The organism is Exiguobacterium sp. s125 (genome assembly GCF_018618605.1).
GTDB lineage: Bacteria > Bacillota > Bacilli > Exiguobacteriales > Exiguobacteriaceae > Exiguobacterium_A > Exiguobacterium_A oxidotolerans.
Window position 1 is genome coordinate 156,564 of sequence record NZ_JACSMI010000002.1, and the last position, 26,351, is coordinate 182,914.

At 46.3% G+C, this 26,351-nt stretch carries 25 protein-coding genes; 24 read left to right on the forward strand and 1 reads right to left on the reverse strand.

Annotated features, from left to right (window positions below):
* The first annotated feature begins 2 nt into the window (after nt 1-2).
* The 3 genes from KNQ05_RS08460 (at nt 3) to pulA (ending at nt 5,422) form a co-directional block, all read left to right on the forward strand.
* Complete coding sequence (locus tag KNQ05_RS08460; protein ID WP_214805142.1) at nt 3-1,190, forward strand: DHHW family protein; 1,188 nt, start codon at nt 3-5, stop codon at nt 1,188-1,190.
* Nucleotides 1,191-1,201: 11 nt separating this feature from the next.
* The gene (locus KNQ05_RS08465; protein WP_088836551.1) at nt 1,202-2,125 is read left to right on the forward strand and encodes an LCP family protein; all 924 of its coding nucleotides are present in this window, start codon (nt 1,202-1,204) and stop codon (nt 2,123-2,125) included.
* A 384-nt stretch (nt 2,126-2,509) separates the two neighbouring features.
* On the forward strand, nt 2,510-5,422 hold the full coding sequence (gene pulA / locus KNQ05_RS08470) for a type I pullulanase (protein WP_214805151.1): 2,913 nt from the start codon (nt 2,510-2,512) through the stop codon (nt 5,420-5,422).
* 73 nt (nt 5,423-5,495) lie between these two features.
* On the opposite strand, the gene KNQ05_RS08475 is transcribed toward pulA, so the two are convergent.
* Nucleotides 5,496-6,749, reverse strand: coding sequence for a dicarboxylate/amino acid:cation symporter (locus KNQ05_RS08475; protein ID WP_214805153.1), 1,254 nt, complete (start codon nt 6,747-6,749; stop codon nt 5,496-5,498).
* A gap of 311 nt (nt 6,750-7,060) precedes the next feature.
* On the opposite strand from KNQ05_RS08475, the gene rpsU reads away from it, so the two are divergent.
* From rpsU to KNQ05_RS08580, 21 genes are all read left to right on the forward strand, one after another.
* Nucleotides 7,061-7,234: a 30S ribosomal protein S21 gene (rpsU, locus tag KNQ05_RS08480; protein WP_012369719.1), complete on the forward strand. Its 174-nt coding sequence runs from the start codon at nt 7,061-7,063 to the stop codon at nt 7,232-7,234.
* A 21-nt stretch (nt 7,235-7,255) separates the two neighbouring features.
* Nucleotides 7,256-7,702: a GatB/YqeY domain-containing protein gene (locus KNQ05_RS08485; protein WP_029332932.1), complete on the forward strand. Its 447-nt coding sequence runs from the start codon at nt 7,256-7,258 to the stop codon at nt 7,700-7,702.
* A gap of 190 nt (nt 7,703-7,892) precedes the next feature.
* The gene (locus KNQ05_RS08490; RefSeq protein ID WP_034801219.1) at nt 7,893-8,402 is read left to right on the forward strand and encodes an NfeD family protein; all 510 of its coding nucleotides are present in this window, start codon (nt 7,893-7,895) and stop codon (nt 8,400-8,402) included.
* The gene (floA, locus tag KNQ05_RS08495; RefSeq protein WP_029332934.1) at nt 8,399-9,382 is read left to right on the forward strand and encodes a flotillin-like protein FloA; all 984 of its coding nucleotides are present in this window, start codon (nt 8,399-8,401) and stop codon (nt 9,380-9,382) included. Before KNQ05_RS08490 ends, floA begins: the two co-directional genes overlap by 4 nt.
* Nucleotides 9,383-9,395: 13 nt before the next feature.
* Nucleotides 9,396-9,839 (forward strand): hypothetical protein, encoded by a 444-nt coding sequence (locus tag KNQ05_RS08500; protein WP_214765428.1) that lies wholly within the window; start codon nt 9,396-9,398, stop codon nt 9,837-9,839.
* 160 nt (nt 9,840-9,999) lie between these two features.
* Nucleotides 10,000-10,962, forward strand: coding sequence for a PhoH family protein (locus tag KNQ05_RS08505; RefSeq protein WP_088836555.1), 963 nt, complete (start codon nt 10,000-10,002; stop codon nt 10,960-10,962).
* A 37-nt stretch (nt 10,963-10,999) separates the two neighbouring features.
* Complete coding sequence (locus KNQ05_RS08510; protein WP_214765424.1) at nt 11,000-13,057, forward strand: HD family phosphohydrolase; 2,058 nt, start codon at nt 11,000-11,002, stop codon at nt 13,055-13,057.
* Nucleotides 13,054-13,530: an rRNA maturation RNase YbeY gene (ybeY, locus tag KNQ05_RS08515; RefSeq protein ID WP_029332938.1), complete on the forward strand. Its 477-nt coding sequence runs from the start codon at nt 13,054-13,056 to the stop codon at nt 13,528-13,530. Before KNQ05_RS08510 ends, ybeY begins: the two co-directional genes overlap by 4 nt.
* Entirely contained in the window at nt 13,527-13,877 is a 351-nt protein-coding gene (locus tag KNQ05_RS08520) for a diacylglycerol kinase family protein (RefSeq protein WP_088836557.1), read from the forward strand. Before ybeY ends, KNQ05_RS08520 begins: the two co-directional genes overlap by 4 nt.
* Before the next feature lie 49 nt (nt 13,878-13,926).
* On the forward strand, nt 13,927-14,325 hold the full coding sequence (locus KNQ05_RS08525; RefSeq protein WP_214769902.1) for a cytidine deaminase: 399 nt from the start codon (nt 13,927-13,929) through the stop codon (nt 14,323-14,325).
* Entirely contained in the window at nt 14,318-15,226 is a 909-nt protein-coding gene (gene era / locus KNQ05_RS08530; protein ID WP_214805155.1) for a GTPase Era, read from the forward strand. Before KNQ05_RS08525 ends, era begins: the two co-directional genes overlap by 8 nt.
* A 3-nt stretch (nt 15,227-15,229) precedes the next feature.
* Entirely contained in the window at nt 15,230-15,979 is a 750-nt protein-coding gene (gene recO, locus KNQ05_RS08535) for a DNA repair protein RecO (RefSeq protein WP_214805157.1), read from the forward strand.
* Nucleotides 15,980-16,264: 285 nt separating this feature from the next.
* Nucleotides 16,265-17,155 (forward strand): glycine--tRNA ligase subunit alpha, encoded by an 891-nt coding sequence (glyQ, locus tag KNQ05_RS08540; protein ID WP_029332943.1) that lies wholly within the window; start codon nt 16,265-16,267, stop codon nt 17,153-17,155.
* Nucleotides 17,148-19,208 carry a glycine--tRNA ligase subunit beta gene (gene glyS / locus KNQ05_RS08545; RefSeq protein WP_214800967.1) on the forward strand — a complete coding sequence of 687 codons (2,061 nt, stop codon included), beginning with the start codon at nt 17,148-17,150 and terminating at the stop codon, nt 19,206-19,208. Before glyQ ends, glyS begins: the two co-directional genes overlap by 8 nt.
* A 19-nt stretch (nt 19,209-19,227) precedes the next feature.
* The gene (gene ccpN, locus KNQ05_RS08550) at nt 19,228-19,857 is read left to right on the forward strand and encodes a transcriptional regulator CcpN (RefSeq protein WP_029332945.1); all 630 of its coding nucleotides are present in this window, start codon (nt 19,228-19,230) and stop codon (nt 19,855-19,857) included.
* 14 nt (nt 19,858-19,871) lie between these two features.
* Entirely contained in the window at nt 19,872-20,681 is an 810-nt protein-coding gene (locus KNQ05_RS08555; protein ID WP_029332946.1) for a pyruvate, water dikinase regulatory protein, read from the forward strand.
* Nucleotides 20,682-20,808: 127 nt separating this feature from the next.
* Entirely contained in the window at nt 20,809-22,605 is a 1,797-nt protein-coding gene (gene dnaG / locus KNQ05_RS08560; protein ID WP_353048324.1) for a DNA primase, read from the forward strand.
* A 34-nt stretch (nt 22,606-22,639) separates the two neighbouring features.
* Nucleotides 22,640-23,725 (forward strand): RNA polymerase sigma factor RpoD, encoded by a 1,086-nt coding sequence (gene rpoD / locus KNQ05_RS08565; protein ID WP_012369736.1) that lies wholly within the window; start codon nt 22,640-22,642, stop codon nt 23,723-23,725.
* A gap of 155 nt (nt 23,726-23,880) precedes the next feature.
* Nucleotides 23,881-24,222: a cytochrome c550 gene (gene cccA, locus KNQ05_RS08570; RefSeq protein WP_029332948.1), complete on the forward strand. Its 342-nt coding sequence runs from the start codon at nt 23,881-23,883 to the stop codon at nt 24,220-24,222.
* Between the two features lie 144 nt (nt 24,223-24,366).
* The gene (locus KNQ05_RS08575) at nt 24,367-25,083 is read left to right on the forward strand and encodes a tRNA (adenine(22)-N(1))-methyltransferase (protein ID WP_088836560.1); all 717 of its coding nucleotides are present in this window, start codon (nt 24,367-24,369) and stop codon (nt 25,081-25,083) included.
* Entirely contained in the window at nt 25,083-26,198 is a 1,116-nt protein-coding gene (locus tag KNQ05_RS08580) for a Nif3-like dinuclear metal center hexameric protein (protein ID WP_214805164.1), read from the forward strand. The genes KNQ05_RS08575 and KNQ05_RS08580 overlap by 1 nt, the downstream gene beginning before the upstream one ends.
* The last annotated feature ends 153 nt before the right edge of the window (nt 26,199-26,351 follow it).

Sequence of the window (26,351 nt, forward strand, 5' to 3'; positions counted from 1 at the left end):
GCATGGCACATGCGCCACTCAGACCAGACAAAGACCAGAGGCCACGAAAGAAGTACTCGTTCGAACGACGGATGATGGCGGCGACGGCAGTCAGTTTCATGGTCATCCTGACGATGGTTGGTCTTGGGACGGTCTTGAAACAGGACCGTATCATGTCACAACTTGAAAATCGTTCGCTCGCAAAATTGACGCCACCAACGACAGCAACAGTCGTCAGTGGGGCATACATGGGAGAACTCGAAAAGTATTTTACCGATCAATTGTTGCTTCGTGGGACACTCGTCGAAACACAAGCCCGCTTGTCAAAAAACGTCTTACGCCAACCGTTTCGAAATGGCATTTATACGGCCCCGAATGACTACATGATTGAGTCGAGTCAGGCACAGGTGACACCGATTCCGGACGGTTTTAAGAAATTTGTTCAAGCCGTTGATCGACCTGTCTACATGGCACTAGCTCCTTCAAAGACGGTCGTCGCTGAGAAGAACGGGATTTTACCCGACTATGTCGCGTCGAACGCGACAGTCCGGTACAAAAAGATGGTAGAAGGGTTTGATCAGGCAGGGATGACGAACATTTCGCTCGACCAGTTGAAGCTGTCCGATTATTTTAAAACGGATCATCACTGGAACATTGACGGAGCTTATTTTGCCTATCAGCAAATCGTTCGTCAGTTGCAAGCGGACAAGGTATCGATTAAAGAAGTACCGGTCGCGTCAAACGCCCGGAAAGTATCCGGGCACGAATATTATGGATCACTTGCCCGGAAAACGACCCTCGCCTATGCAACGACCGGCGATACACTTGCCTATTACGATGGAAGCCAGTTCGACGGGATTGATGTGTGCTACGACAACACGTGCCAGCAACCGGTCATCGATGAAAGCTATATCAAGGAAGCAGGTGATTATGCCGACCGGTATGAAGTCTTTTTACGGGGCAACCATGGCATCATGTCGATGCGGTCGGACGTAAAGGGACCAAAACTGCTTGTCCTGAAGGATTCCTTTGCGAATCCTGTCCTGCCGTTTCTCGCCCGAAGTGCGAATCTCGAAGTCGTTGATATCCGGTATGTCAATGCAACATTTGATGTGTCAGAATTCGCAAAACAACAACAAGTCGACGGTGTACTCTTCTTGCATAACTCGAATATCACCGGTCTGATGAAGACGTATCAACAGAAACTGTGAGGAGGTTAATGATGGAATCACGGATGAAGAAAAAGCGACCGAATCCGTTCTTGCGAGTCGCGAGTGTGCTTTTGTTACTAGTCGTCTTGATTGCGAGTGCGACGACCGGATACGCATTTTTAAAGCTCCAACAAACTGCTGATGCATTGATTACTCCACTAAAAGGTGAGCAAAAATTACCACTTGAAGTCATGCAACCTGTCCATGTTTTGTTGATTGGTGTCGATGAACGGAAAAATGATCCGGGTCGGGCCGATGCAATCATGTTGTTATCGTTTAATCCGAAAACAAAACAAGCGAGTTCACTTTCGATTCCGCGCGATATGCAAGTCACGTTAGCAGATGGACAGACGACAAAAATTAATCATACGTATGCCTATGGCGGTGTCGAAGAGACGCTTCAGACGGTCGAAAAGACGTTTGACGTCGAGATTCCGTATTACGCTAAAATCAACATGGATGGACTGATTGAACTCGTTGACGCCGTTGATGGTGTGACGGTTGATAATCCGTCTGCCTTTAGTTGGAACGACCGTCGGCTTCAAAAAGAGTACAAGAAAGGACAGATTGAACTGGACGGTCTCGAAGCGAGTGGTTACGCCCGGATGCGGAAACAGGATCCGCTCGGGGATATGGGACGGCAAATCCGGCAACGGCAAGTTCTTGAGTCTGTCGGAATGAAACTTGCAGGTCCGAACATTTTAACGAAGCTCGAACAACTCAGTCAGGTCTTAGAGGATAATTTCAGTACGAACATTACGTTTTCTGAAGCGACCCAACTGGCACAAGAGAATCAAACCGGTTTCAAACACTTACAATCCTTGAAAATCGACGGCGAAGGGTATATCGCAAGTGACGGCATTTGGTATTTCTTCGCCTCGGATGCGTCGATGCGGGAAACGAAACAAGCACTCGAAGCATTGATGAAGGGATAACACAGACTGTGGAGTTGGCGTTTTCTTCACTTTGTAGACAAAGTGGCGAGAATTAAAAGCGTCTTCCGTCTTGAATCGCTTCCAAGGCGAAAAGCAACTTTACGCGACCCTGCAGCGAAGCGAAGCGGCGCGTAAGGTTGCCGCTTTGAAGACGAGTCGAGACAGGGAAGTGTGACAGAACAGCCTACCCATGCAGGCTTTTTAAGTTTCATAAGCATTTGATCGATATAGGATTGATTTTGGACTGACTTATGAGTCAGCCCTTTTTTGTTCTGGTCCGAAAGGCTTATTTTCTTTAGTTAACTAAAATTTACTTTGACAGTATGAGAATTCGTGTGGAAAATGGAAATGAAAACGATTACATACATTCAAGGAGGATGGAACATGAATCGATGGAAATCAGTCTGGGCAGTTGTGCTAACGTTTGCACTAATTTTCAGTTTACTTCCAGTGAACGGATTAGCGCTCGAAAAAGGCAAATCGACGCTCGTCATCATTCACTACAAAGAAGATAAAACGTCAGAAAAAGATTGGAATCTCTGGCTCTGGGCGAACGGACCGGATTACTTCCCGAACAAGGCGCACGCCTTTAACGGAGAAGATGCGTACGGAAAGATTGCCGCTTATGAATTCCCAGTCGACCAACCTGAAAAAATCGGCTTTATTGTCCGTGATGATAACTGGAATAAAGATTCCGGTTCTGAAAATGACCGTTTCATCACGAAAGACATGATTAAAGATGGTGTCGCGGAAGTGTGGATTGCGTCTGGAAGTAAAGACGTCTCACCGGTCAATCCGACAGGCGGGGCTGACGTCGAATCAATCAAAACAAACGTCCATTATTACCGTTATGACAACGATTATGAAAAATACGGCGTTTGGGCATGGCCGAATGAGGCGGATGGACAACGATTCGAATTTAATCAACAGGATGAGTTTGGTGCCATCGCGACAGTCTCGCTTGCGAACACAACAAAACAACGACTCGTCGGGATCATTCCGCATATCGAAGGCTGGTCTGAAAAAGACGGGGCGGATCGTTTCTTCTATGCCGGAGCAAAAGACATCTGGTTAATCGAAGGGGATCAAACAATCTACTACGGAAAACCGGAAATTGACCGGACACCTAAGATTACGAGTTTCCTCGCAGATGACTTTAAGAAGCTGACGCTCAAAACGAACGCGCCTGTCTCAGCAGACGATATCGGACAATTTTCGTTCACGGGACTCGTCAATCCGGTCGTCACACAACTTGACGCGAAAACATTTGAAGTCGCTGTCTCGACCGACATTGATTTAGCGAAAGTCGTGACTGTGACACACCCGGTATTCGGTGAAGGTGTGCTTGAAGCAGGACAGGTCTTACGTTCTGATGCCTTTGATCAAAAATATGCCTATGATGGCAAGTTAGGTGTGACGTATAAAAAATCAAAAACGACGTTCCGTTTGTGGGCACCAACCGCTCAAACGGTCGAACTCGAGTTATACAAGTTACCAAAACAAGCAGCAGCAACAACAAAAGACATCACACAAGAAATCGAGATGAAACGTGGTGATCGTGGCGTCTTTACCGTCACTGTAAAAGGTGACCTCGACGGGACAGGCTACACATATGAAGTGAAACATGCAAAAGATACGACGCGTGCCGTCGATCCATATGCGACAGCTGTTGCTGTCAATGGGGATCAAGGTGTTGTCGTTGATTTAAAGGAGACGGATCCGAAACGCTGGACGAAATCAAAGATGCCGCTTAAACAAGCGACAGATGCCATCATCTATGAAACCCACGTCCGTGATTTGTCGATGTTTGATGTGACCGGCTCAGGATATGATTCAGGAATTAAGCAAAAAGGGAAGTACCTCGGAGTAGTTGAACGTGGAACACGTTTAATGAAAGATGGCCAGAAAACGAAGACGAGAACAGGACTTGATCATCTCAAAGAACTTGGCATCACACATGTTCAGTTCATCCCAGTCTACGACTTCAATACGGCTTCCGTCGATGAGACGAATCCGCTAAAATCATACAACTGGGGATATGACCCGAAAAACTACAATACACCAGAAGGTTCATATGCGACGAATCCATATGACCCGAAAGTCAGAATCACAGAGATGAAACAGATGATTCAAGGTCTTCATGACAATGGGCTACGTGCCGTCATGGATGTCGTCTACAACCATATGTTCGACGCCAAAGCATCGAACCTCGATAAAATCGTCCCGGGTTACTATTACCGTTACACAGCGGGTGGCGATTTAGCGAACGGGACGGGTGTCGGGAATGATACAGCGTCAGAACGCCAGATGATGCATAAGTTGATCGTCGACTCCGTCGGATACTGGGCAAAAGAGTACCACTGGGACGGTTTCCGGTTTGATTTGATGGGGATCCATGACGTCAAGACGATGAATGCCGTCAAAAAGACGACAACTAAAATCGATCCATCAATCCTTGTTTTTGGCGAAGGGTGGAGCTTGAACACACCACTTCCTGAAACAGAAAAAGCGAATCAGACAAATGCAAAACAAATGCCGGGCGTCGCCCACTTCAACGATAACTTGCGTGATGCGCTTAAAGGAAGTGTCTTTGAAGATACGGATGCAGGATTCATTAACGGGAAAACAGGTCTTGAAACACGCATTAAACGCGGAATCGTCGGTGAGATTGCGTATAACCAAGACATCACAGGATTTGCAGCAGAGCCGAATCAAACCATCACGTATGTGGAAGCACACGACAACCATACGTTATGGGATAAGTTGAACTTAACGAACCCGAACGATACGGATGCGACGAAAACGAAAATGCACCGCCTGGCGTCAAGCATCCTGTTGACGTCACAAGGGACGACGTTCATTCATGCCGGTCAGGATTTCATGCGGACGAAGGGCGGCGACCATAATTCGTATAAATCACCGGACTCCGTCAACCAGCTCGACTGGAAACGGAAGATGGATCGTCAACAAGACGTCGATTACATGAAGGGCTTGATTGAAGTCCGGAAAGCAAATCCGGCACTTCACCTCGGATCAGCGAAAGACATCAGACGGTATTTGACGTTTGTCGATACGATGGAGCAAGTCGTCGCGTATCAACTTTCAGAAGATGCACCACATCAAAAAGCAGAGTTGTTCGTTGTCCATAACGCAAAACGCGCTGCGGTCAAGCTGACGCTTCCGAAAGGAAAGTGGAAGTTGATCGTCGATGGTAAAACAGCAGGGACGAAAACACTTCGAAATGTTTCAGGCAGCATCACGGTGGATCCACTCAGTTCATTTGTTCTAAAAAAATAACAAGATACAAAAAGGTCGTCCCTACCATGAGTGATTCACGGTAGGGACGACCTTTTTTCATCAAGCGGAAAACTTACGCGTAGCGCTCGTCTTCGACTTCCTTATCTTTTAAGTTACCTTCTTCCGATTTCGCTACGATGACGGCACAAGCAGCGTCACCAGTGACGTTGACGGCAGTCCGCATCATGTCGAGTAGACGATCGACCCCGATGATTAAGGCGATTCCTTCGACGGGAAGGTTGACCGACTGGAGGACCATCGTCAGCATGACGAGGCCGACTCCAGGCACACCAGCTGTTCCGACCGACGCGAGGACGGCAGTCAAGACGACCGTCGCGAGTTGTCCTGGTGTTAAATCGACATTATAGACTTGCGCGATGAAGACGGTCGCGACCCCTTGCATGATTGCTGTTCCGTCCATGTTGATTGTCGCACCAAGCGGTTGAACGAAACTTGAGACAGACCGTGGTACTTTAAGTTCACGTTGCGCCGTTTGCATCGCGACCGGAAGTGTTGCGTTCGACGAAGATGTCGAGAAGGCGAACATCATGACGGGTGCAAACTTCTTGAAGAAGAAGATCGGATTCATTTTTCCGATCAAAGAGACGGCAGAACCATATGTGAATAATGAATGGACGATTAATGATAAGACGACGATCGACATATACGCGAACATTGCTTCTAATGATTTAAGACCTAATGAACCAACGGCTGAAGCGATCAAGGCGAAAGCTCCGAGCGGCGCCATTTTCATGACGAGTGTGATTAAGTACGTCATCAAGTCATTGCCTTGTTCGATGAACGAACGAAGCGTTGCTGCTTTCTTACCTAAGAACGTAATTCCGAACCCGACGAACACACTGAAGACGATGATTTGGAGCATGTTACCTTCCGCCATCGCCGTGATCGGGTTTGTCGGGAACATCCCGACGATCGTATTGATGATACTTGTATCAGGAATCTCACCGGTTGCCTTTGAGAGCCCTTCAGTCTGGAAAGTACCACGTTCGCCCGGTTTGATTAATAAGGCAAGACCAAGTGCGATGATGATCGCAACTGCTGTCGTCGATAAGAAAAACCCGATGGCTTTTCCGCCGACACGACCCAATTCTTTTGGGTTCCCGAGACCCATGACACCGAGGGAAATGGAGAAGAAGACGATCGGTACAACAAGCATTTTAATCAGGTTCAAGAAAATCGTCCCGATTGGTTGTAAGGCATACATATTTAATTTTTCGTAAATCGTCTTGTCAGGTAGAGCGGCTAGGACAAGTCCTAAGGCGATACCGATGAGAAGACCCCAGATGACTCGTTTTGCTTCTTTCATAAATAATACCAACTCCTTTTTCAGATAACTGTTTATATTTTGACACATCATTCACTGTTTTGACAAAACATTTTAATGATCTTAAGAAAGCGCTTACAAAAAGTGCCGCGTTTTTTTAGGTAAAACAGATGAATCTGTTGTAAATAATGGGACGACATGAGACTATAGAAAGGAACAAAAAGGAACATATCAAGGATGTAATGAGAACATGTCAATCAACTATTGACCATTCTGTACATTCCTACTATAATGTTATATGACGTGTCTGACACGTTTCCTTTAGTCGGTAATATCGGAGGGAGGGAAAACTAGTGGAAACTCGTGTACGTAAAAATGAATCACTTGAAGACGCACTTCGTCGCTTCAAACGTGGTGTTTCAAAAGATGGTACGCTTGCTGAAGTTCGTAAACGTAAACACTACGAAAAGCCAAGTGTAAAACGTAAGCTTAAATCGGAGGCTGCGCGTAAGCGTAAGAAGTTCTAACGTTAGAGAGGGTGTATCCTCATGAGTCTTCAAGAGCGTTTGACAGCGGATATGAAGGAAGCCATGCGTTCGCGTGAGAAAGATCGTCTGACGACGATTCGGATGGTGAAGTCGTCCCTGCAAAATGAAGCGATTAAACTCGGTAAGCAAGAATTAACTGATGAGGAAGAGCTAACTATACTCTCACGTGAGATGAAACAGCGCAACGACTCCCTCCGAGAATTCGAAAGCGCTGATCGTCACGACCTCGTCGAGAAGATTCAAGCAGAGATTATCGTGCTCGAAGCTTATATGCCAAAACAACTTTCTCAAGAAGAAGTTCAGGAAATCGTTGATGCAGCTATTGCACAGACGGGTGCCTCTGCTCCTTCTGATATGGGGAAAGTAATGGGTGTCGTCATGCCGCAGCTTAAGGGCAAGGCGGACGGTGCTTTGATTAATCGACTTGTTAAACAACAATTAAATTGATCAATTTTGAAGGTATCCCTCGGGATACCTTTTTTATTTGTTTTTTTGACACATATTATCGGAATAATTAGAAATTAAAAGAGTTGTGAAACCTTTTAATGGGTGAAAGCGTATATAATAAGAGTAACAAAGAAATGTGTTTCAAAAGGGGAGAAGCGTCTGATTCTGATAAAAAGGGGTGAACGGAGTAATGTCTTTTAGCTTAGGGATGATTTTAGCGGTCTTCTTGGTCGGTGTCGTCATGTTGCTGATCGAAATATTCGTCACAGGATTCGGTATCTTTGGAGTTGTGGGTATCGGTGCTGTCCTCGCGAGCCTGATCATGGCGGGTGCGACGGTCGGTCAAGTCGGCCTTGCGATAGGTCTATCCGTATTTTTGTCGCTGGCGGCAGGATACTGGGCATACCGAAGAATCAAATCCAACCAGTCATTGTTATGGAGAGGTTTGATTTTGACGGATTCGACATCGTCGGAAAAAGGGTATTTGTCACATGAAGAGAAAGTTCAACTCAATGGCAAGGAAGGTATCAGTTTGACGCCTTTACGACCTGCTGGAACGATTGAAATCGATGGGAATCGGATCGATGCAGTGACTGAAGGGAATTTTATCGGCTCTGGTGAGCGAATTATCGTCAAAGAAGTGACACACGGACGCGTCGTCGTTCGAGTCCAAACTACGAAGGAGGAGTCAATCACATGACACCTGAACTGTTAACGGTCCTACTCATATCCGGAGGAGTCTTAATCTTCCTCGCAATTTTCTTTACGCTCGTTCCAATCCCACTGTGGATTAGTTCTTTGGCGGCCGGCGTCCGCGTCTCGATTTTCACACTCGTTGGAATGCGTTTACGTCGCGTCACACCATCTAAAATCGTCAATCCGTTAATTAAAGCCGTCAAAGCTGGCTTAAACTTGAATACGAACCAACTTGAAAGTCATTTTCTTGCCGGTGGTAACGTCGATCGTGTTGTCAATGCGTTGATTGCCGCGCATCGTGCAAACATCGAACTTAGTTTCGAACGTGCGGCCGCGATTGATTTGGCAGGACGAAACGTGCTTGAAGCAGTACAGATGTCAGTTAATCCAAAAGTCATCGAAACACCATTCATCGCAGGTGTTGCGATGAACGGGATTGAAGTAAAAGCAAAAGCAAGAATCACAGTCCGGGCTAACATTGACCGTCTTGTCGGTGGTGCGGGTGAAGAAACAGTCATCGCCCGTGTCGGCGAAGGTGTCATTTCGACAATCGGTTCGTGTCACGATCAAAAAGAAGTGCTTGAAAATCCGGAAATGATTTCACGAACGGTTCTTGCGAAAGGCCTTGATTCCGGTACGGCGTTCGAAATTCTATCAATCGATATCGCGGACATCGATATCGGGAAAAATATCGGTGCTGTTCTTCAAACGGATCAAGCGGAAGCGGATAAAAACATCGCCCAAGCGAAAGCGGAAGAGCGTCGTGCGATGGCGATTGCGAGCGAACAAGAAATGAAATCACGTGTCGAAGAAATGCGAGCGAAAGTTGTTGCAGCCGAAGCGGAAGTCCCGCTTGCGATTTCGGAAGCGCTTCGTGACGGAAACTTCAGCGTGATGGATTATGCGAATTACCTCAACGTGACAGCAGATACGAAGATGCGCCAGGCAATTGGTGGTCAGTCTTCGCCGAATGACTCACAATAAAGGATGATGTAGGATGGGAAGTTTAATCTGGGTCGGTTTAATGGTGGCATTTGGCGTCATTTCTGTCATTTCTAAAGCGGCAGATAAAAGTAAAGCTAACCAACCGACAAGGACGCCATCAAAAGAGTTTGGGGATTATGTGAAGAACATGGTGGGGCAGGCGGAAGCGATGACGAAGGATGATGCACCGCCGGCTGTAAAAAAGAAACAGCAACGTCCGCTGTTAGAAGATCGTCGAACGGACATGCAACGGCATACGGATCGTCAACTGGTTTCTAAAACGAGTACGAATATCGGAGAAATCAAGGGGTCAATCGCCGAAGGAGCAATCGGGACGAAAGCGGTCAAGAAAACAGGGATGCAAACGACGCAAGAAGAAGCACGTCGTGCCATCATCTGGAGTGAAGTCCTCGGTCCACCCGTTTCAAAACGTAAAACGAAAACACCCCATTCATAAGAACAGGTCAGCTTCCTAATTTTAAGGGGAGCTGACCTTTTTAGGTGTTTCAACAAGATGGGTTTTTCTTTCCATCTATTATTAGGAAATGCTAAAGTAGAAGAGAATAGATTTGTGGCGATGACATACTGTTGTCCATCATTAGGAGGCCAATCATAACGTGATATTTAATGAAAGAATTCCATTCGCATTCTCGAATTCAGATCAGACGCAAGCATTCGTTGGACCGAATGATGCGGTGCTTAAAACAATGGAGGCAGAACTTGATGTTCAGCTCGTTCATCGAGGTGATGAATTGGTTGTTCAAGCAGAAATGGAGGACTCGATTAGACTGGCGACACAAGTCATCGGCGTTCTCACACAGCTCGTGAATCGTGGGGCAGTTTTAACGGAGCGTGACGCAACAAGTGCAATTCAATTGGCACGACAAAATCGAGTCGATGAATTACTTGAATTATATGACACCGTCGTTCATACGAATCATAAAGGAAAACCATTACGTGCAAAAACACTAGGTCAAGCACGTTATGTACGCGGGATTGAGAAATACGATTTAACGTTCGGAATCGGACCTGCCGGGACAGGGAAAACGTATTTAGCTGTCGTCATGGCGGCGAAAGCCCTGAAAGAGGGGCATGTGAAACGGCTTGTCCTTACACGTCCTGCTGTTGAAGCTGGTGAAAGTCTAGGTTTCTTACCGGGGGACTTAAAAGAAAAAGTCGATCCTTACCTTCGTCCGTTATACGATGCGCTCCATGATGTGTTAGGTGTCGAACATACGGCGCGCTTATTAGAGCGCGGTGTGATTGAAATTGCTCCACTTGCCTACATGCGTGGACGAACGCTCGAACATGCCTTCGTCATCTTGGATGAAGCTCAAAATACGACAAAAGAACAAATGAAAATGTTTTTGACGCGACTCGGATTTCATTCGAAAATGATTGTTACAGGAGATTTGACGCAAGTCGACTTGCCTCGGGGAAAAGCCTCTGGATTGCAAGAAGCCTTGAATTTGTTAGGTGATGTTCGAGGCATTCATTTTGAACACTTCAGTTCTGCTGATGTCGTTCGTCATCCACTTGTCCGGAAAATCATTGATGCGTACAGCCAAGAAATCGGCTGAAACTCAACCATGAAAGTAAGGGGAAGGGGACTAAGACATGCGGAAAATAGGACTGTGGATCAGCTTGCTGACGATTGGATTTTACATCATCGTGTCAACGATGATGTATGTGTCCGTTCGTCCGGAAGCTTTGGCGGCAGAAGCCTTCTCTATCGCGGAAGAAGATATCCGATCTCCTTTGACCATCGAAGACCGTGAAGCGACCAGACAGATTAAAGAAAATACCGTAGCTGCGATTGACAGTCAGTATACGGTCAAAAAAGAATATGCATCGCAACAAATTGATAAGGTGGAACAACTCTTTGCGAGCTTAAAAGGTATAACGAAGGCAGAAGACATCGGACGGATTAAGCAGCGGCTTCGAAATACAGAGGCGGCTGATTTATTGAAAGATGATGAATTGCGTTTGCTTGCGACGTCTTCTTCGTCCGTTCGAAGCACGACACGTGACGCGGTGATTACGGCAATTGAAGAAGCAATGAAACAGCGGATTTCTTCTGAGGACGGAGAGTTAGCAGAAGCGCGTGAGAATGCACGGCTCGACATCGACCGAACACCATTATCTTTTTCATTAAAAGCGGTCAGTAAGGCATTGACCGATCAATTGATTGTCACGAACTACGTGTATGACCCTGAGAAGACGGAGCAATTACGAAATCAAACGAGCGATAAAGTCGAACCTGTCATCATTTCTGAAGGGGAGGTTATCGTTAAGCGTGGTGAAGTGATTTCGCAAGATGAATACCGTCAGCTTAAGCTTGTCGGATTGATCTCTGACCGGAAGTCGTTCAAACCATTGTTAGGAACGTTACTTTTGAGTGGTTTAATGACGTTGCTGTTGTATGGATTCATCGCTCGTTCAAATCTTCGATACGCGAAGATGGGTAAAGTACGTTTGTTCGGTCTTGTCTATCTTGTCGTGATTTTGCAACTTGTCGTGACATACGGAATGGCGTTTTTGGCAGAGGATATCAATCCTGTACTGTACTTGTTGACACCGACGGCATTCGCGGCACTCGTTTTACGAAATTTGCTGAATGAACGAATCGCCTTGTCCAGCACACTCTTTATGGCGCTTGCCGGCACATTTTTCTATAGCACGAACCAAAACTTTAGTTTTAACATTGCGATTTACTTAGTGGTAGGCGGACTCGTCGCGACATTCTTTTTACAATCGAGTTTGTCACGACGACGGATTTTCTTGAGTAGTTTAATGATTTCTGCTGCGAACATCGTTGTCTTCTTTACCTTCTTATTGATGCGCAGTGGGCAACTTGAACTTCAGGAAACGCTAACGTTAACGGCGTTTGCGATCGCGAGCGGCGTATTGAGTGCTATCTTCGCGATTGGTTTGTTACCATTTTTAGAAATGACTTTCGGAATCTTGGCTCCGACACGGTTATTAGAACTGTTAAATCCTACACATCCGTTATTAAAGAAATTACTGGTCGAAGCACCAGGAACGTATCATCATAGTATGATGGTCGCGAATTTAGCTGAAACGGCATGTGAAGCAATCGGGGCAGATGGGTTACTTGCGCGAGTTGGTGCTTATTATCATGACCTTGGGAAAACCCGCCGTCCGCTTTATTTCATCGAAAATCAACATGGCCGTAATCCGCACGATCGATTGACACCAATCGAGTCGGCGCGTGTTATTTTAGCGCATACGGATGATGGAGTAGAACTCTTACAAGAAGCAAAAATCCCGGGGGCAATCGTCGCGATTTGCCAAGAGCACCACGGTACGTCGTTACTCCGCTACTTCTATGTAAAAGCAACGGAGCAAGGTGAAGTCAACGAAGCGGAATTCCGTTACAGTGGACCGAAACCACAGACACGAGAAGCGGCAGTCATCATGATTGTGGATTCGATTGAAGCAGCTGTCCGCTCGATGAAGTCTCCGACTGAAGAGGGGATTCGTGATCTTGTCTCGAAAATTATTCGAGAGAAGATGCTCGACGATCAATTCGCGGAATGTGACATTACGACACGTGACATTTATCGTGTCGGGGAAAGTGCGTGTCATACGCTTTCGGGATTGTTCCACGAACGGATTGAATATCCTGAATTAAAGAAAGAGGAAACGAAATGAATACTTATATGACAGACGAGGGAAACTTATTGAGCGAGGAACAGCAGCGCTTAGTCGAATCGATTCTTATTTATACTGCGAAACAAGAAGAAGTCGAAGTCAATAGTGAGCTGTCCGTCACATTCGTGACGAATGAAGAAATCAGAGAAATCAATCGCGACTGGCGTGGGAAAGATCAAGCGACGGACGTCATTTCGTTTGCGATGGATGAGCTCGGAGAAGATGAAATTGACTTTCAATTACTAGAAGACGAACCCGTTGTACTGGGTGATTTAATCATTTCCGTCGAACGGTGTCGGGAACAAGCGGCTGAATATGGAAATCGGTTTGAGCGGGAACTTGGTTTTCTAGCCGTCCATGGTTTTTTACATCTGTTAGGGTATGACCACATCGAAAAGGCAGATGAAGAAGTCATGACAAAACGTCAGGAGGAAATTCTACATCACTTCGAGTTGTATCGAGGCGAGTTGTGAAGTCCTGGTGGGTTCCGTTTGTCCATGCGCTAGCGGGCATCCGACAAGCCGTTCGAGAAGAACGACATATGAAAGTTCATTTTGTTCTCGGACTAGTCGTCACGATTGCAGCATTTTATTTCCCACTTTCGTCCGTTGAACGTGCCATCTTATTTTTAACGATCGGTACCGTTCTAGGTGCGGAAATGCTGAATACAGCTTTTGAAAGAACGGTCGATTTAGTGACGAAAGAGTGGCATCCGTTAGCCAAGGCGGCAAAAGACATCGCAAGCGGTGCAGTTTTAGTGTTGGCGCTTACATCAATTGTGATTGCACTATGCATCTTCGTCCCATATTTGGTACAATAAGAATCCGGCCTTTTTTGGCCAACAAAGTTGCTAAAAGGGGAAAAATGACATGAAAACAGAACAATTACTCGAACAAGCTAAAATTGCACGCGAAAAAGCGTACGTTCCATATTCGAAGTTCCAAGTCGGAGCTGCTCTCTTAACAAAAGACGGACAAATCTTCCACGGGTGTAACATCGAAAACGCCGCTTACGGTCTCTGCAACTGTGCAGAGCGGACAGCCGTCTTCTCAGCATGGGCACAAGATGCACGTGAATATGCAGCGATGGCTGTCGTAGCAGACACGGAAGGTCCAGTAGCACCATGCGGACAATGCCGCCAAGTCCTGTTCGAAATGTGTGATGCAGATATGCCAATCTATTTGACGAACTTAACAGGTGATGTCACAGAAACAACCGTTGGCGCATTGTTACCAGGTGCGTTCACGAAGGGAGATCTCAATGTTTAAAGAAGGATTTAAATCGGGATTCGTCTCGATCATCGGTCGTCCGAATGTCGGGAAATCGACGTTTTTGAACCGTGTCATCGGTCAAAAAATTGCAATCATGTCAGATAAGCCACAGACGACACGAAACAAGATTCAAGGTGTTTACACAACGGATGATGTGCAGACGGTCTTCATCGATACGCCAGGAATTCATAAACCAAAGCATAAGCTCGGTGACTTCATGATGAAAGTTGCGACAAACGCTTTGCGTGAAGTCGATGCGATTCTCTTCATGATCAACGTGACGGAGCCAAAAGGAAAAGGCGACGACTTCATCATCGAGAAGTTGAAAGGCCTTGATACGCCAATCATTCTCGTCATGAACAAGGTCGACTTGATTCATCCGAATGACATTCCGCCAATCATTGAGTCGTATAAAGACGAATTAGAGTTTGCAGCGGTCGTGCCGATTTCTGCTCTTCAAGGTAATAATGTTGAACCGCTCCTCGGTGAGATTGCGAAACTTTTACCAGAAGGACCGATGTATTATCCAGCCGATCAAGTAACGGATCATCCGGAACGCTTTATTATCTCGGAAATGATTCGCGAAAAAGTCTTACAAAAAACACGAGACGAAGTACCACATTCGATCGCAGTTGCGATTGATCAAATCAAAACACGTGAGGACGGCAATATGGTCGACGTCCACGCGACGATTTTAATCGAACGTGATTCGCAAAAAGGCATCATCATCGGGAAACGTGGGGCACTCCTCAAGGAAATCGGGTCTGAAGCACGGACGGACATCGAAATGCTTCTCGGAACGAAAGTCTATTTGAACCTATGGGTCAAAGTGCAAAAAGACTGGCGTAACAAAGCCGGACAATTGCGTGAACTCGGCTTCCGCGACGATGAGTATTAAGCGATGATTGATAAGGCGGAAGGGCTCGTATTACGAACGGTCGTGTATGGTGAATCGAATAAAATCATCACGTTGCTGACGCGTGAATACGGAAAGCTCGCCGTCATGGCTCGTGGTGCGAAGAAACCGGGTAGCCGGTTTAATGCAGCAAGTCAGCCGTTTATTCGGGCGGTCTATGTCTACCCGAGGTCACGTGGACTCGGTCAATTAAAATCAGCGGATGTCATCACCGGGTATTCACATATCCGGCAAGATGTCCTCTTGATGTCATATGCGATGTACCTGCTCGAACTTGCGGATAAGGCACTTGACGAACGCGTCGCCTATCCGACGTTGTATGATTTATTCGTCGACGGACTGGAGGCGATGGACGAAGGACTTGATCCGGATGTCGTATCGTTCATTGTTGAACTACGCTTGTTGCGTCATCTTGGTATCGCTCCGCACTTAAACGGCTGTACGATTTGCAGGAGTACGGAAGCACCTTTCGCCTTTTCGCTGAACCATGGCGGACTGCTCTGTAAGCGCCATCGTCATGAAGATGAGTATGCCGTATTCTTGCAGGAGTCAGTTGCAAAGATGCTCTATGTCTTTTCCGTCTATGATTTTTCACGGATCGGTACGGTCACGGTCAAGCCGGAAACGAAACGATTACTGCGTCAAATCATGGATGCCTACATGGAACGTTATAGTGGACTTCGGTTACGATCGAAGCGCGTTCTCGATCAATTGCTCAACCTTGAGAATGATTGACAGACTACGCGTACGTTCGGTAGAATGAGTGCGGAAGAACTAACTAAACGAACACGATGAGAAAAAGGAGTAGCACCTCCTCTTCATTCAAGCGATTCCAGGATAGTGTGAGCTGGATATGAAACGGGTGTGAACGGCATTTTTGAGTGTTCCCGTAAAAGAGTGGCATGCTACGCATGCAAGTAGGGTGGAACCGCGGGCTTGTCTCGTCCCTATGTACAACCATGTTGTACATAGGGACGTTTTTGTGTTTCCTTATAAATTTTGGAGGTGGATCTCTTGAAAATGACAGTACAAGACATGATTTTGACGTTACAGAAATTTTGGGCGGAACAAGGTTGTTTGACGATGCAAGCATATGATGTAGAAAAAGGTGCCGGGACGATGAACCCGATGACATTCTTACGGAGCTTAGGACCAGAACCGTGGAACGTTTGTTATACAGAGCCGTCACGTCGCCCGGCTGACGGACGATACGGGGAAAACCCGAACCGGTTGTATCAACATCATCAATTCCAAGTCATCATGAAACCGTCTCCTGACAACATTCAGGAACTCTACTTACAAAGTCTAGAACTCCTCGGCATCAATCCGCTTGAACACGACATTCGTTTTGTCGAAGACAACTGGGAAAACCCGACGTTTGGTGCAGCAGGTCTTGGCTGGGAAGTCTGGTTGAACGGGATGGAAATCACGCAATTCACATATTTCCAGCAAGTTGGTGGAATTGAATGTAATCCGATTGCAGTGGAAATCACGTATGGTATCGAGCGTCTCGCGTCGTATATTCAAGATGTCGAAAGTGTCTTTGACTTAGTCTGGACGGACGGGTTCCGCTATGGCGATATCTTCTATCAACCAGAATTCGAACATTCCAAATATACGTTCGAGACATCAGATGTTGATTTGTTGTTCACATTGTTTGATCAGTATGAAAAAGAAGCGAACCGGGCGCTCGACGAAAACCTTGTGTTCCCGGCGTATGACTACATCTTAAAATGCTCACATACCTTTAATTTGCTCGATGCAAAAGGAGCGATTTCCGTGACGGAACGAACAGGATTCATCCACCGTGTCCGGAACATGTCGCGCCGTTGTGCTCAAAGTTTCATCGAAGAGCGGGAACGTTTAGGTTTCCCATTGATTAAATCGAAAGCTGGTGAATCACATGCATGAATTATTACTTGAAATCGGTCTCGAAGAAATGCCGGCACGCTTCGTCTTGCAGTCTGAAACACAACTGAAGGAACGTGTAACGACATTTTTGACAGAAGCACGGATTACATTTGATACAGTCGAAGCCTTTTCAACACCGCGCCGTCTCGCTGTTCTCGTTAAAGGAATCGCGGAACGCCAAACGGATTTGGAAGAAACGTTAAAAGGACCAGCTAAACGAATCGCGCAAGATGCGGACGGGAACTGGACGAAAGCGGCGGAAGGATTTGCTCGTGGAAAAGGATTGACGACAGATGATCTATTCCTTGGTGAAGAAAAAGGAGTCGAATACATCTATGCGACGCGTAAGGAAGCAGGACAAGAAACAGCGACGTTATTGACGGGGCTAAAACAAGTGATCGAGGCGATGAACTTCCCGAAAAACATGCGCTGGAGTACACAACCGCTCCGTTACATGCGTCCGATCCGTTGGTTGATTGCCTTACTTGACGATCAAGTCATTCCGTTCGAAGTCGCATCAGTCGAAACAGGACGAACGTCACGTGGCCATCGTTTCCTTGGTCAAGACATCACGATTTTACGTCCGAATGCGTATGTCGAAGCATTGGCTGGTGAGCATGTCATCGTCAGTTATGCAGCACGCCGCCAAATGATTGAAGAACAAATCGAAGCACTAGCACAATCAGAACAATTCGAAGTACCGATCGATGCGTCACTGCTTGAAGAAGTCACGAACCTCGTCGAATATCCAACTGCCTTATTCGGTGCGTTTGACGAAGCGTACCTTGAATTGCCGGAAGAAGTCTTAATCACGACGATGAAAGAGCACCAACGCTACTTCCCTGTAAAACGTAATGGTACGTTACTGCATTATTTCGTGACGGTGCGTAACGGGAACGCGCAACACATCGAGAACGTCGCCCGCGGAAATGAAAAAGTCATTCGTGCCCGTCTTGCCGATGCGCAATTCTTCTACGAAGAAGATAAGAAAGCGGATATCGACGCACAAGCAGCCCGTCTCGACAAAATCGTCTTCCATGAAAAACTTGGAACGACGGGTGAAAAAGTTCGCCGCGTACGTGAGATGGCGCTTGCGCTTGCAGACCGCTTCTCAGCCGACAGAACGAAAGTCGATCGTGCCGGTCATATCTATAAATTCGATCTCGTCAGTCAGATGGTCTATGAGTTCACGGAGCTCCAAGGTTTGATGGGCGAGCGTTATGCAAACATGAAACAAGAAGACAAGGAAGTCGCAGCGGCGATCCGCGAGCACTACATGCCACGCTTCGCTGGGGATGAAAGTCCGGCGACACCAACCGGGACGCTACTTGCCGTCGTCGATAAGTTGGACAGCGTCGCTGGCTTCTTCGGTGTTGGTATGATTCCAAGCGGTTCTGCCGATCCTTATGCGTTACGCCGCCAGGCTCAGGGAATCGTCCAAGTCTTAGCGGATCGCAATATCCAAATGACACTCGTTGAACTGATTGATTTCGTCGTGACAGCTCAAATTAAAGCAGGTCTTTATCAGACAGATGCAGAATCAGTAAAAGTGGCGATGCAAGAATTCTTCAGTCAACGCCTCAAGTTCCGTTTATCGGAAAAAGGGTATCGTCATGACGTCGTTGAAGCAGCACTTCAACTTGATATGACGGTCGGAGCGAATGAAAAACGAGCAGCAATGCTTGAAGCGGCGACGCAACGGGACACATTCAAGAAAACAGTCGAACAGTTGAGCCGTGTACTCAACATCTCGAAAAAAGCGGAAACGGTCGTTACTATCAATCCGGAGCTTTTTGAAAATGAAGCGGAACGTACTTTACATGAACGAATCGAACAGGTCATTCCACAAGTCGCAGCGGCAGTAGAGCAATCTGATTTCGAAACAGCGATGGGCGCACTTGAATCAACGGTTCCAGCCATTACAGCCTATTTTGATGGGACGATGATCATGGCAGAAGACGATGCGATTCGATCGAACCGTTTAAGCGAAATGAAACGTTTCGCGGACGCGATTCAAGCGGTCGCACGATTCAATGCACTCACTTTAGTGTAAACAAAGGACGGATGAGCCGATGAAGTTAAATGAACGGCAGAAAAAGATACTCCAAATCGTCAAAGAAAATGGTCCGATCACAGGAGAGCAAATTGCGTCCGAGCTCTCCTTGACGCGGGCGACATTACGACCAGATCTCTCGATTTTGACGATGACAGGAATGCTCGAAGCGCGTCCGCGCGTCGGGTATATGTATGTTGGTAAAAAGAACGCCTCGATGCTTCATGAGAAACTCGACACGTTGACAGTCGGCGAGTTCATGTCTTCTGCCAAGGTGATTCATGAGAGTATGACCGTTTACGACGCAATCGTTCACTTATTCTTAGAAGATGTCGGTTCGCTCTTCGTCGTTGGCAATGATCATGCACTCGTTGGTGTCTTATCACGAAAAGACTTTTTACGAGCTGCAATCGGGAACCAAGAACTCGATTCATTGCCCGTTAATATCATCATGACGCGGATGCCGAACTTGACAGTGTGTGAGAAAACGGAAACATTGATCGGGGCCGGGATGAAGTTGATCGAAAAACAAATCGACTCGATGCCTGTCGTTGAAAACAGTGATGGCATCCTGAAAGTCGTCGGACGGATGACGAAGACGAACATGACGAAAGTACTGGTCGCGTTAGCAAGAGATGAAGAAATTTAAGAGGAGGCTCACAGATGAGACAACGTATTTATGTAGTCAGTGATTCAGTGGGTGAAACGTGTGAACTTGTTGTTCGTGCAGCAGCGATTCAATTTCCGGAGCGGGCGATTGAAACAGTCCGGATCCCATTCGTCGATGACGATCAAGTGATTTATGATCTCGTTTTGCATGCGAAAGAAGAGCGGGCGACGATTGTTTATACGATCGTCCATGCGAAGCACCGTCGTTTGCTTGCGGAGACGGCGAAGGCTCACGAAGTCGAAGCAATCGACTTACTTGGACCGTTGCTTGATACGATGGAAGATCGACTCGGGATGCAACCGAAAGAAGAGCCAGGGCTAATTTATCGTTTGGATGAGGAATACTTCCGGAAAATCGAAGCGGTCGAATTCGCTGTGAAGTATGATGACGGTCGGGATCCACGCGGAATTAAACGGGCTGATATCGTCTTGATTGGTGTCTCACGAACGTCGAAGACTCCTCTCTCACAATACCTTGCTTTGAAACGGTACAAAGTTGCGAATGTTCCTCTCGTTCCGGAATCTGTACCACCAGAAGAACTTTTCGATATTCCGAAAGAAAAGTGTTTCGGATTATTGATTTCTCCTGAGAAGTTGATTGATATCCGGATGGAACGGTTACGTTCGCTTGGTTTGAAACCGGAAGCTGCCTACGCACAAATCGATCGCATCAATCGTGAACTTGATTATGCGAAAAAATTGTATGAGCGGATTGGCTGTCAAATCATCGATGTGACAAATAAGGCAGTTGAAGAAACAGCGAACTTGATTTTGACGGGAATTTCAGGAAAGGCACATGACTAGTCAAGAAAGTACTTGCGTAGTATACTAGTCTAGCTGATAAATGAGATGATGCAATTTTTCCAATGAAACGGAACGAGTATTCGTTCCGTTTCATTGCGGGTATATATATAAGAGTTGAGAAGAGGAGGTGGGACGATTGAAAAGAATTCCGGATGAACTGGTCGATCAGGTTCGCCAAGCGACGGATATCGTTGAACTAATCTCTGAACGTGTAGAATTAAAAAAACAAGGGAATCGGTATTCAGGGTTATGTCCATTCCATTCAGAAAAATCCCCCTCTTTTTCGGTCTCGCCTGATAAAGGAATGTATTATTGTTTTGGTTGTGGAGCGGGCGGAAACGCCATCACCTTCGTCATGGAAACGGAAGGGATGAGTTTTCCGGAAGCCGTCTCGAAACTCGCTGATCGAACGGACGTGACATTACCGGAGTTCGAGCGATCTGATCAGACTGAATCGACACCAGATCAAGAAAAGAAATACCGGATGCGTGAAGCGCATCGAATCGTTGCTGATTTGTACCATGAAGTCATGTTACAGACAGCCGCTGGTGACGCCGGTCGTGAATATCTTGAAAAACGGGGAATTGGCGAATCGGCGATGCGTGAATTTAAACTCGGCTATGCTCCAGACCAAGAACGTTTTACAGTCGACTCCTTGACCCGGCGTAATTTTGACTTGGATGAAATGGTGGAAGCTGGATTGATTTCTGTAGGTAGAGATGGCGATTATCGCGATCGATTTAACGGCAGGGTCGTCTTTCCGATTTCAGATCGTGATGGCACGGTTGTTGGATTCAGTGGACGCTCCATTGATGGAAGAGACCCGAAGTACGTCAATACGGCAGAAACACCGCTCTTCAATAAAAGTGAATTACTGTTCGGTTTTGCACAAGCACGGGGCGCGATGCGTAAAAATAAACAAGTTGTGCTCGTAGAAGGCAATTTAGATGTTGTACGAGTCGCTCAAGCGGGTATATCCTATACCGTAGCCTCTTTAGGAACGGCCTTAACTCCTGTCCATGCACAAAATCTTGGACGGATCGTCGATGAAGTCATTATTTGCTATGACGGAGACAAAGCCGGTCGGGCAGCGACGATTAAAGCATTACGTCTTCTTGAAGATGTTGCGGTAGATTGTTCCGTCATTCGGCTACCGGATGAAGAAGATCCGGATTCGTACATCGGAACTCATTCCGAAGAAACATTTATTCGTCTAGTGGAACAAGAACGGGTTTCAAGTCTTGAATTCAAATCTTTTTATTTTCGTCAAGGAAAAAACTTGCGATTAGAAGGAGAACGCGTTCGATATATTGAAACTATGCTTGAGGAGATTAATCGGACAACGAATCCTCTGCTTCGAGATATTTATCTTGGTAAGCTAGCGGAAGAATTCCAGTTATCGAAAGAATCGTTATTGTCACAAGTGAAACCGTTACAAGCACCTAAAGTAAAGCAGGAACGTCGCGTCGAACGACAAACGAACGTCGCAGCACCTCAAGACCGAACATTTACGAACTGGAAGCGGGCAGAACGTTTTTTACTTGCTTACATGATTCGGTCAGAGGAGGTTGGAATGGAAGTCCGAGATCAACTCGGAGTCGATTTTAATGATCCGGCGCATCAGCTGATCGCCGGTAAATTATATGAGTTTTATGGAGCAGGTGCTCCGGCAAATCCGGACCGCTTCTTGACGATGTTACAAGATGCATCGCTTCAACGAATCGTCGCCGATTTAGAGTTTATGCTCATGCCGGAGTACGATCCGGATTTGTTGAGTCATTATATACGCGCCGTTCAAAATGAACGACAACGACGGACACTCGATGAAGAGAAGTCACGTTTGAATCAACAAACAGATATCCGTGCTCAAGCGGAACTAATGCAGGCAATCATCGAACGGAAACGACGCTTAAAAGATCGATGACCTGTTGCATGATGTGGAAGGAGTGTATGGTTCGATGGCAGAAAAAGCAAGATCAGAAGCAGAAATACTCCGTCTCGCGAAGGATGAACTAATCGCGCTCGGACATAAAAATGGGGAACTATCGCATCAAAAAATCGAAGATAAGCTCAGCTCATTTGAATCGATGGATGCGCAACAATTTGAAGAGTTTCTTCAATTGTTAGAGACTGAAGGTATCAAAGTAAACAACGATGGTACGGGTGACGATAAAGAAGAGGCGGATTTAAACGATCTCTCTGTCCCACCAGGTGTTAAAATCAATGACCCTGTCCGGATGTACCTGAAAGAAATCGGTCGTGTCGATCTCTTGAATGCAGAGGACGAAGTCGAACTTGCAAAACGAATTGAACAAAACGATGAAGAAGCGAAAAAGCGTCTTGCTGAAGCGAACTTACGTCTTGTCGTCTCGATTGCAAAACGTTACGTCGGACGTGGTATGTTGTTCCTCGACTTGATTCAAGAAGGAAACATGGGATTAATCAAAGCGGTCGAGAAATTCGATTATACAAAAGGATACAAATTCTCGACCTACGCAACATGGTGGATTCGTCAGGCGATTACCCGTGCGATTGCTGACCAAGCACGTACAATCCGGATTCCGGTTCATATGGTCGAGACGATCAATAAATTGATTCGTGTTCAACGTCAGCTCCTACAAGACTTAGGACGTGAACCGACGCCTGAAGAAATTTCAAAAGAGATGGAAATCACACCTGAGAAAGTACGTGAGATTTTAAAAATCGCTCAAGAACCGGTGTCACTCGAAACACCAATCGGGGAAGAGGACGATTCGCATCTCGGTGATTTCATTGAAGATCAAGACGCAACGGCGCCGCAAGACGCAGCTGCGTATGAATTATTGAAAGAACAACTTGAAGATGTCCTCGATACATTGACGGACCGGGAAGAAAACGTGTTACGTCTTCGTTTTGGTCTTGATGATGGTCGGACACGGACGCTTGAAGAAGTCGGTAAAGTATTTGGTGTTACGCGCGAGCGGATTCGTCAAATTGAAGCGAAAGCTTTACGTAAACTTCGCCACCCGAGTCGTTCAAAACGTCTGAAAGACTTCTTGGATTGATTTTAAAAGTGTGAAGAAAATATGAAAATTTGGTGAGAAGGAAGAAAAAGTTTTGTTTTTTTCTTCCTTCTCTGTTTTTTTTACAGTAGAATAGTAACGGGGAATACCATTCAGTCACCAACTTGGTTGGGTATAGAATATGGGGGGAAATCCAAATGCGTAATCCATTAGTACCGTTCGCAGCGATTGCGATCATCGCAATCATTGCCATGATTTCATTGTCATACTTTGGCGTAGATCAGGCGAAAGAAGCTGAAAAGGGTCCATCAACAGCTGAAATGAAGCCAGAAGATCTATTTGCATCAAAAGGATGTACAGGATGTCACGGCGGCAATCTCGAAGGCGGAGCAGGTCCGAACTTAACTAAAGTCGGTGCGAAGCTGAAAGAAGAAGAAATCAAAGACATCGCTATGAATGGTAAAGGGCAAATGCCTGGGGGTCTTGCTAACGACGAAGAAGCCACTGTTTTAGCGAAATGGCTTGCAGAAAAGAAATAAGTCAAAAACATCTGTCTCTTCTCCGAGATAGGTGTTTTTTTCTTGTACGAATTTGGGAAAAGCCATACAGCACGGTATTTCTTTTTTGGGCTAAGTCAGCTATTTTAAAAAGAGATGGATTAGAAAGAGGAAGGATGACATACATTGCAAACACACGTCACATTAGATCAACGATTAAAAAAAGTAGTCTCATATATTCCACAAGGAGCAGTCCTCGCGGATATTGGTTCCGATCACGCATTCGTCCCGTGTTATTGTATCCAACAAGGCTTAGTCGAACGTGCCATCGCAGGCGAAGTCAATGTGGGGCCGATGGAAGCGGCACAAGGGCAAGTCGCGCTTGTTCAATTAGACGAACAGATTGAAGTACGTCTCGGGAGTGGTTTGACGGTTCTCACTCCAGGAGAAGTAACGGCTGTGACGATTGCCGGCATGGGTGGAACACTCATCGCAACGATTTTAGAGGAAGGGAAGGCGCATTTATCGGGCGAAGAACGCTTGATTCTTCAACCGAACGTCGATGCTGTCGATGTTCGAAAATGGTTACTTGAACATGGATATGCGTTACTATCGGAAGCCATCGTTAAAGAGAATGGAAAGATTTACGAGATTCTCGTTGCAGAAAAAGGAGAAGAAATGATTTACGCAGAGGACGCGGACATCCGGAAGTGGGAATTGTTATTTGGACCGCAACTCATGCGAGAAAAAGCACCTGCTTTCATTGAAAAATGGCAAGCAGAACAACAAAAGCGTCAATTTATTTTAGAGCAGATGCAGCGTGGGAATGACTCGGAGCTCCTCCAAGAAAAAATCACGACAATCCGCCGCTTGATCGAAAAAATGGAAGAGGTGACGAGCTGATGGCGAACGGTCAATTCATTATCGAACAGTTCGAAGCATTTTCACCGAAAAAATTTGCGATGCCGGGGGATCCGATCGGTCTACAAATCGGTACGCTGAATAAAGACGTGAAGCGTGTCATGGTGACGCTTGACGTCTTGGAGTCGGTCGTCGATGAAGCAATTGAAAAAGGCATCGATTTAATCATTGCCCATCACCCGCCGATTTTTAGTAAATTAGCGCAAGTCAACGATCAATCGGCGACTGGAAGAATCGTCATGAAGTGTATCGAACATAAGATTGCCGTTTACGCGGCACATACGAATCTCGACGTAACGCAAGGCGGTGTTAATGATTTGATGGCAGAAGCCATCGGACTGACCGACACAACGGTTTTGTCACCTACATTTGAAAACGCGGTCTATAAGCTTGTTGTCTTCGTTCCGCAAGAAGCCGTACAACAGGTATCAGAAGCGCTTACGAAGGCAGGAGCGGGACAAATCGGTGCTTACAGCGCCTGTCAGTTTCATAGTGTAGGGACTGGGCAATTTAAACCTGAGACTGGGACAGTACCTTACATTGGCAATGTCGGACAAGTCGAACGAGTTTCTGAAGTCCGAATTGAGACGATCGTTACGGAACTGAATCAAAAACAAGTGATTCGTGCGATGAAAAAAGCGCACCCCTATGAAGAAGTCGCTTATGATATCATGCGCCAGGAGCGGACAGCTGAGCCGTTAGGGCTTGGCAGAATCGGTTACCTCGAACGACCAGTGTCGTTACGTCAGTTCGCAGAACATGTCCGTGATGTGTTCGGTGTTGAAAACCTGCGTTTTGTGGGAGAATCGGACCGCCTCATAAAAAAAGTCGCCGTACTCGGTGGAGACGGCAATAAACATGTTTCAACAGCGGCGTTTGCCGGGGCAGATGTCCTCGTGACGGGCGATCTGTACTTCCACGTCGCCCATGATGCAATGGCGCTCGGCTTAGCAGTCGTCGATCCTGGACATCACGTCGAGTCAGTCATGAAACAAGGCGTCGTCAATGAGCTGAAGAAACGTTTTGAGGAACGAAAAATCCGCGACGTCGAATTGGTCGTCTCGACGACAAATACGAATCCATTCAAATTTTTATGAACGCAAAAAACCGTACTGCACTTTAAAGTGCAGTACGGTTTTTTGCGTGTAGACAAAGTGATATCGGAAGGTAAAAGCGTCATGTTTCGTTGCTTTTCCCGTAGGAGTCAACGAAACATGACGCTTTTTAGGTAATACCGTGACGAAAATCCA

Excerpts from the sequence above, each read along its gene's own strand:
- KNQ05_RS08525 (WP_214769902.1), top strand. The coding sequence starts at position 13,927 with ATGAAAACAGAACAATTACTCGAACAAGCTAAAATTGCACGCGAAAAA.
- recO (WP_214805157.1), top strand. The coding sequence starts at position 15,230 with ATGATTGATAAGGCGGAAGGGCTCGTATTACGAACGGTCGTGTATGGT.
- KNQ05_RS08580 (WP_214805164.1), top strand. The coding sequence starts at position 25,083 with ATGGCGAACGGTCAATTCATTATCGAACAGTTCGAAGCATTTTCACCG.
- KNQ05_RS08490 (WP_034801219.1), top strand. The coding sequence starts at position 7,893 with ATGTCTTTTAGCTTAGGGATGATTTTAGCGGTCTTCTTGGTCGGTGTC.
- KNQ05_RS08475 (WP_214805153.1), bottom strand. The coding sequence starts at position 6,749 with ATGAAAGAAGCAAAACGAGTCATCTGGGGTCTTCTCATCGGTATCGCC.
- glyQ (WP_029332943.1), top strand. The coding sequence starts at position 16,265 with ATGACAGTACAAGACATGATTTTGACGTTACAGAAATTTTGGGCGGAA.
- era (WP_214805155.1), top strand. The coding sequence starts at position 14,318 with ATGTTTAAAGAAGGATTTAAATCGGGATTCGTCTCGATCATCGGTCGT.
- KNQ05_RS08485 (WP_029332932.1), top strand. The coding sequence starts at position 7,256 with ATGAGTCTTCAAGAGCGTTTGACAGCGGATATGAAGGAAGCCATGCGT.
- rpoD (WP_012369736.1), top strand. The coding sequence starts at position 22,640 with ATGGCAGAAAAAGCAAGATCAGAAGCAGAAATACTCCGTCTCGCGAAG.
- cccA (WP_029332948.1), top strand. The coding sequence starts at position 23,881 with ATGCGTAATCCATTAGTACCGTTCGCAGCGATTGCGATCATCGCAATC.
- KNQ05_RS08460 (WP_214805142.1), top strand. The coding sequence starts at position 3 with ATGGCACATGCGCCACTCAGACCAGACAAAGACCAGAGGCCACGAAAG.
- ccpN (WP_029332945.1), top strand. The coding sequence starts at position 19,228 with ATGAAGTTAAATGAACGGCAGAAAAAGATACTCCAAATCGTCAAAGAA.
- ybeY (WP_029332938.1), top strand. The coding sequence starts at position 13,054 with ATGAATACTTATATGACAGACGAGGGAAACTTATTGAGCGAGGAACAG.
- KNQ05_RS08555 (WP_029332946.1), top strand. The coding sequence starts at position 19,872 with ATGAGACAACGTATTTATGTAGTCAGTGATTCAGTGGGTGAAACGTGT.
- KNQ05_RS08510 (WP_214765424.1), top strand. The coding sequence starts at position 11,000 with ATGCGGAAAATAGGACTGTGGATCAGCTTGCTGACGATTGGATTTTAC.
- KNQ05_RS08500 (WP_214765428.1), top strand. The coding sequence starts at position 9,396 with ATGGGAAGTTTAATCTGGGTCGGTTTAATGGTGGCATTTGGCGTCATT.
- glyS (WP_214800967.1), top strand. The coding sequence starts at position 17,148 with ATGCATGAATTATTACTTGAAATCGGTCTCGAAGAAATGCCGGCACGC.
- pulA (WP_214805151.1), top strand. The coding sequence starts at position 2,510 with ATGAATCGATGGAAATCAGTCTGGGCAGTTGTGCTAACGTTTGCACTA.
- floA (WP_029332934.1), top strand. The coding sequence starts at position 8,399 with ATGACACCTGAACTGTTAACGGTCCTACTCATATCCGGAGGAGTCTTA.
- KNQ05_RS08465 (WP_088836551.1), top strand. The coding sequence starts at position 1,202 with ATGGAATCACGGATGAAGAAAAAGCGACCGAATCCGTTCTTGCGAGTC.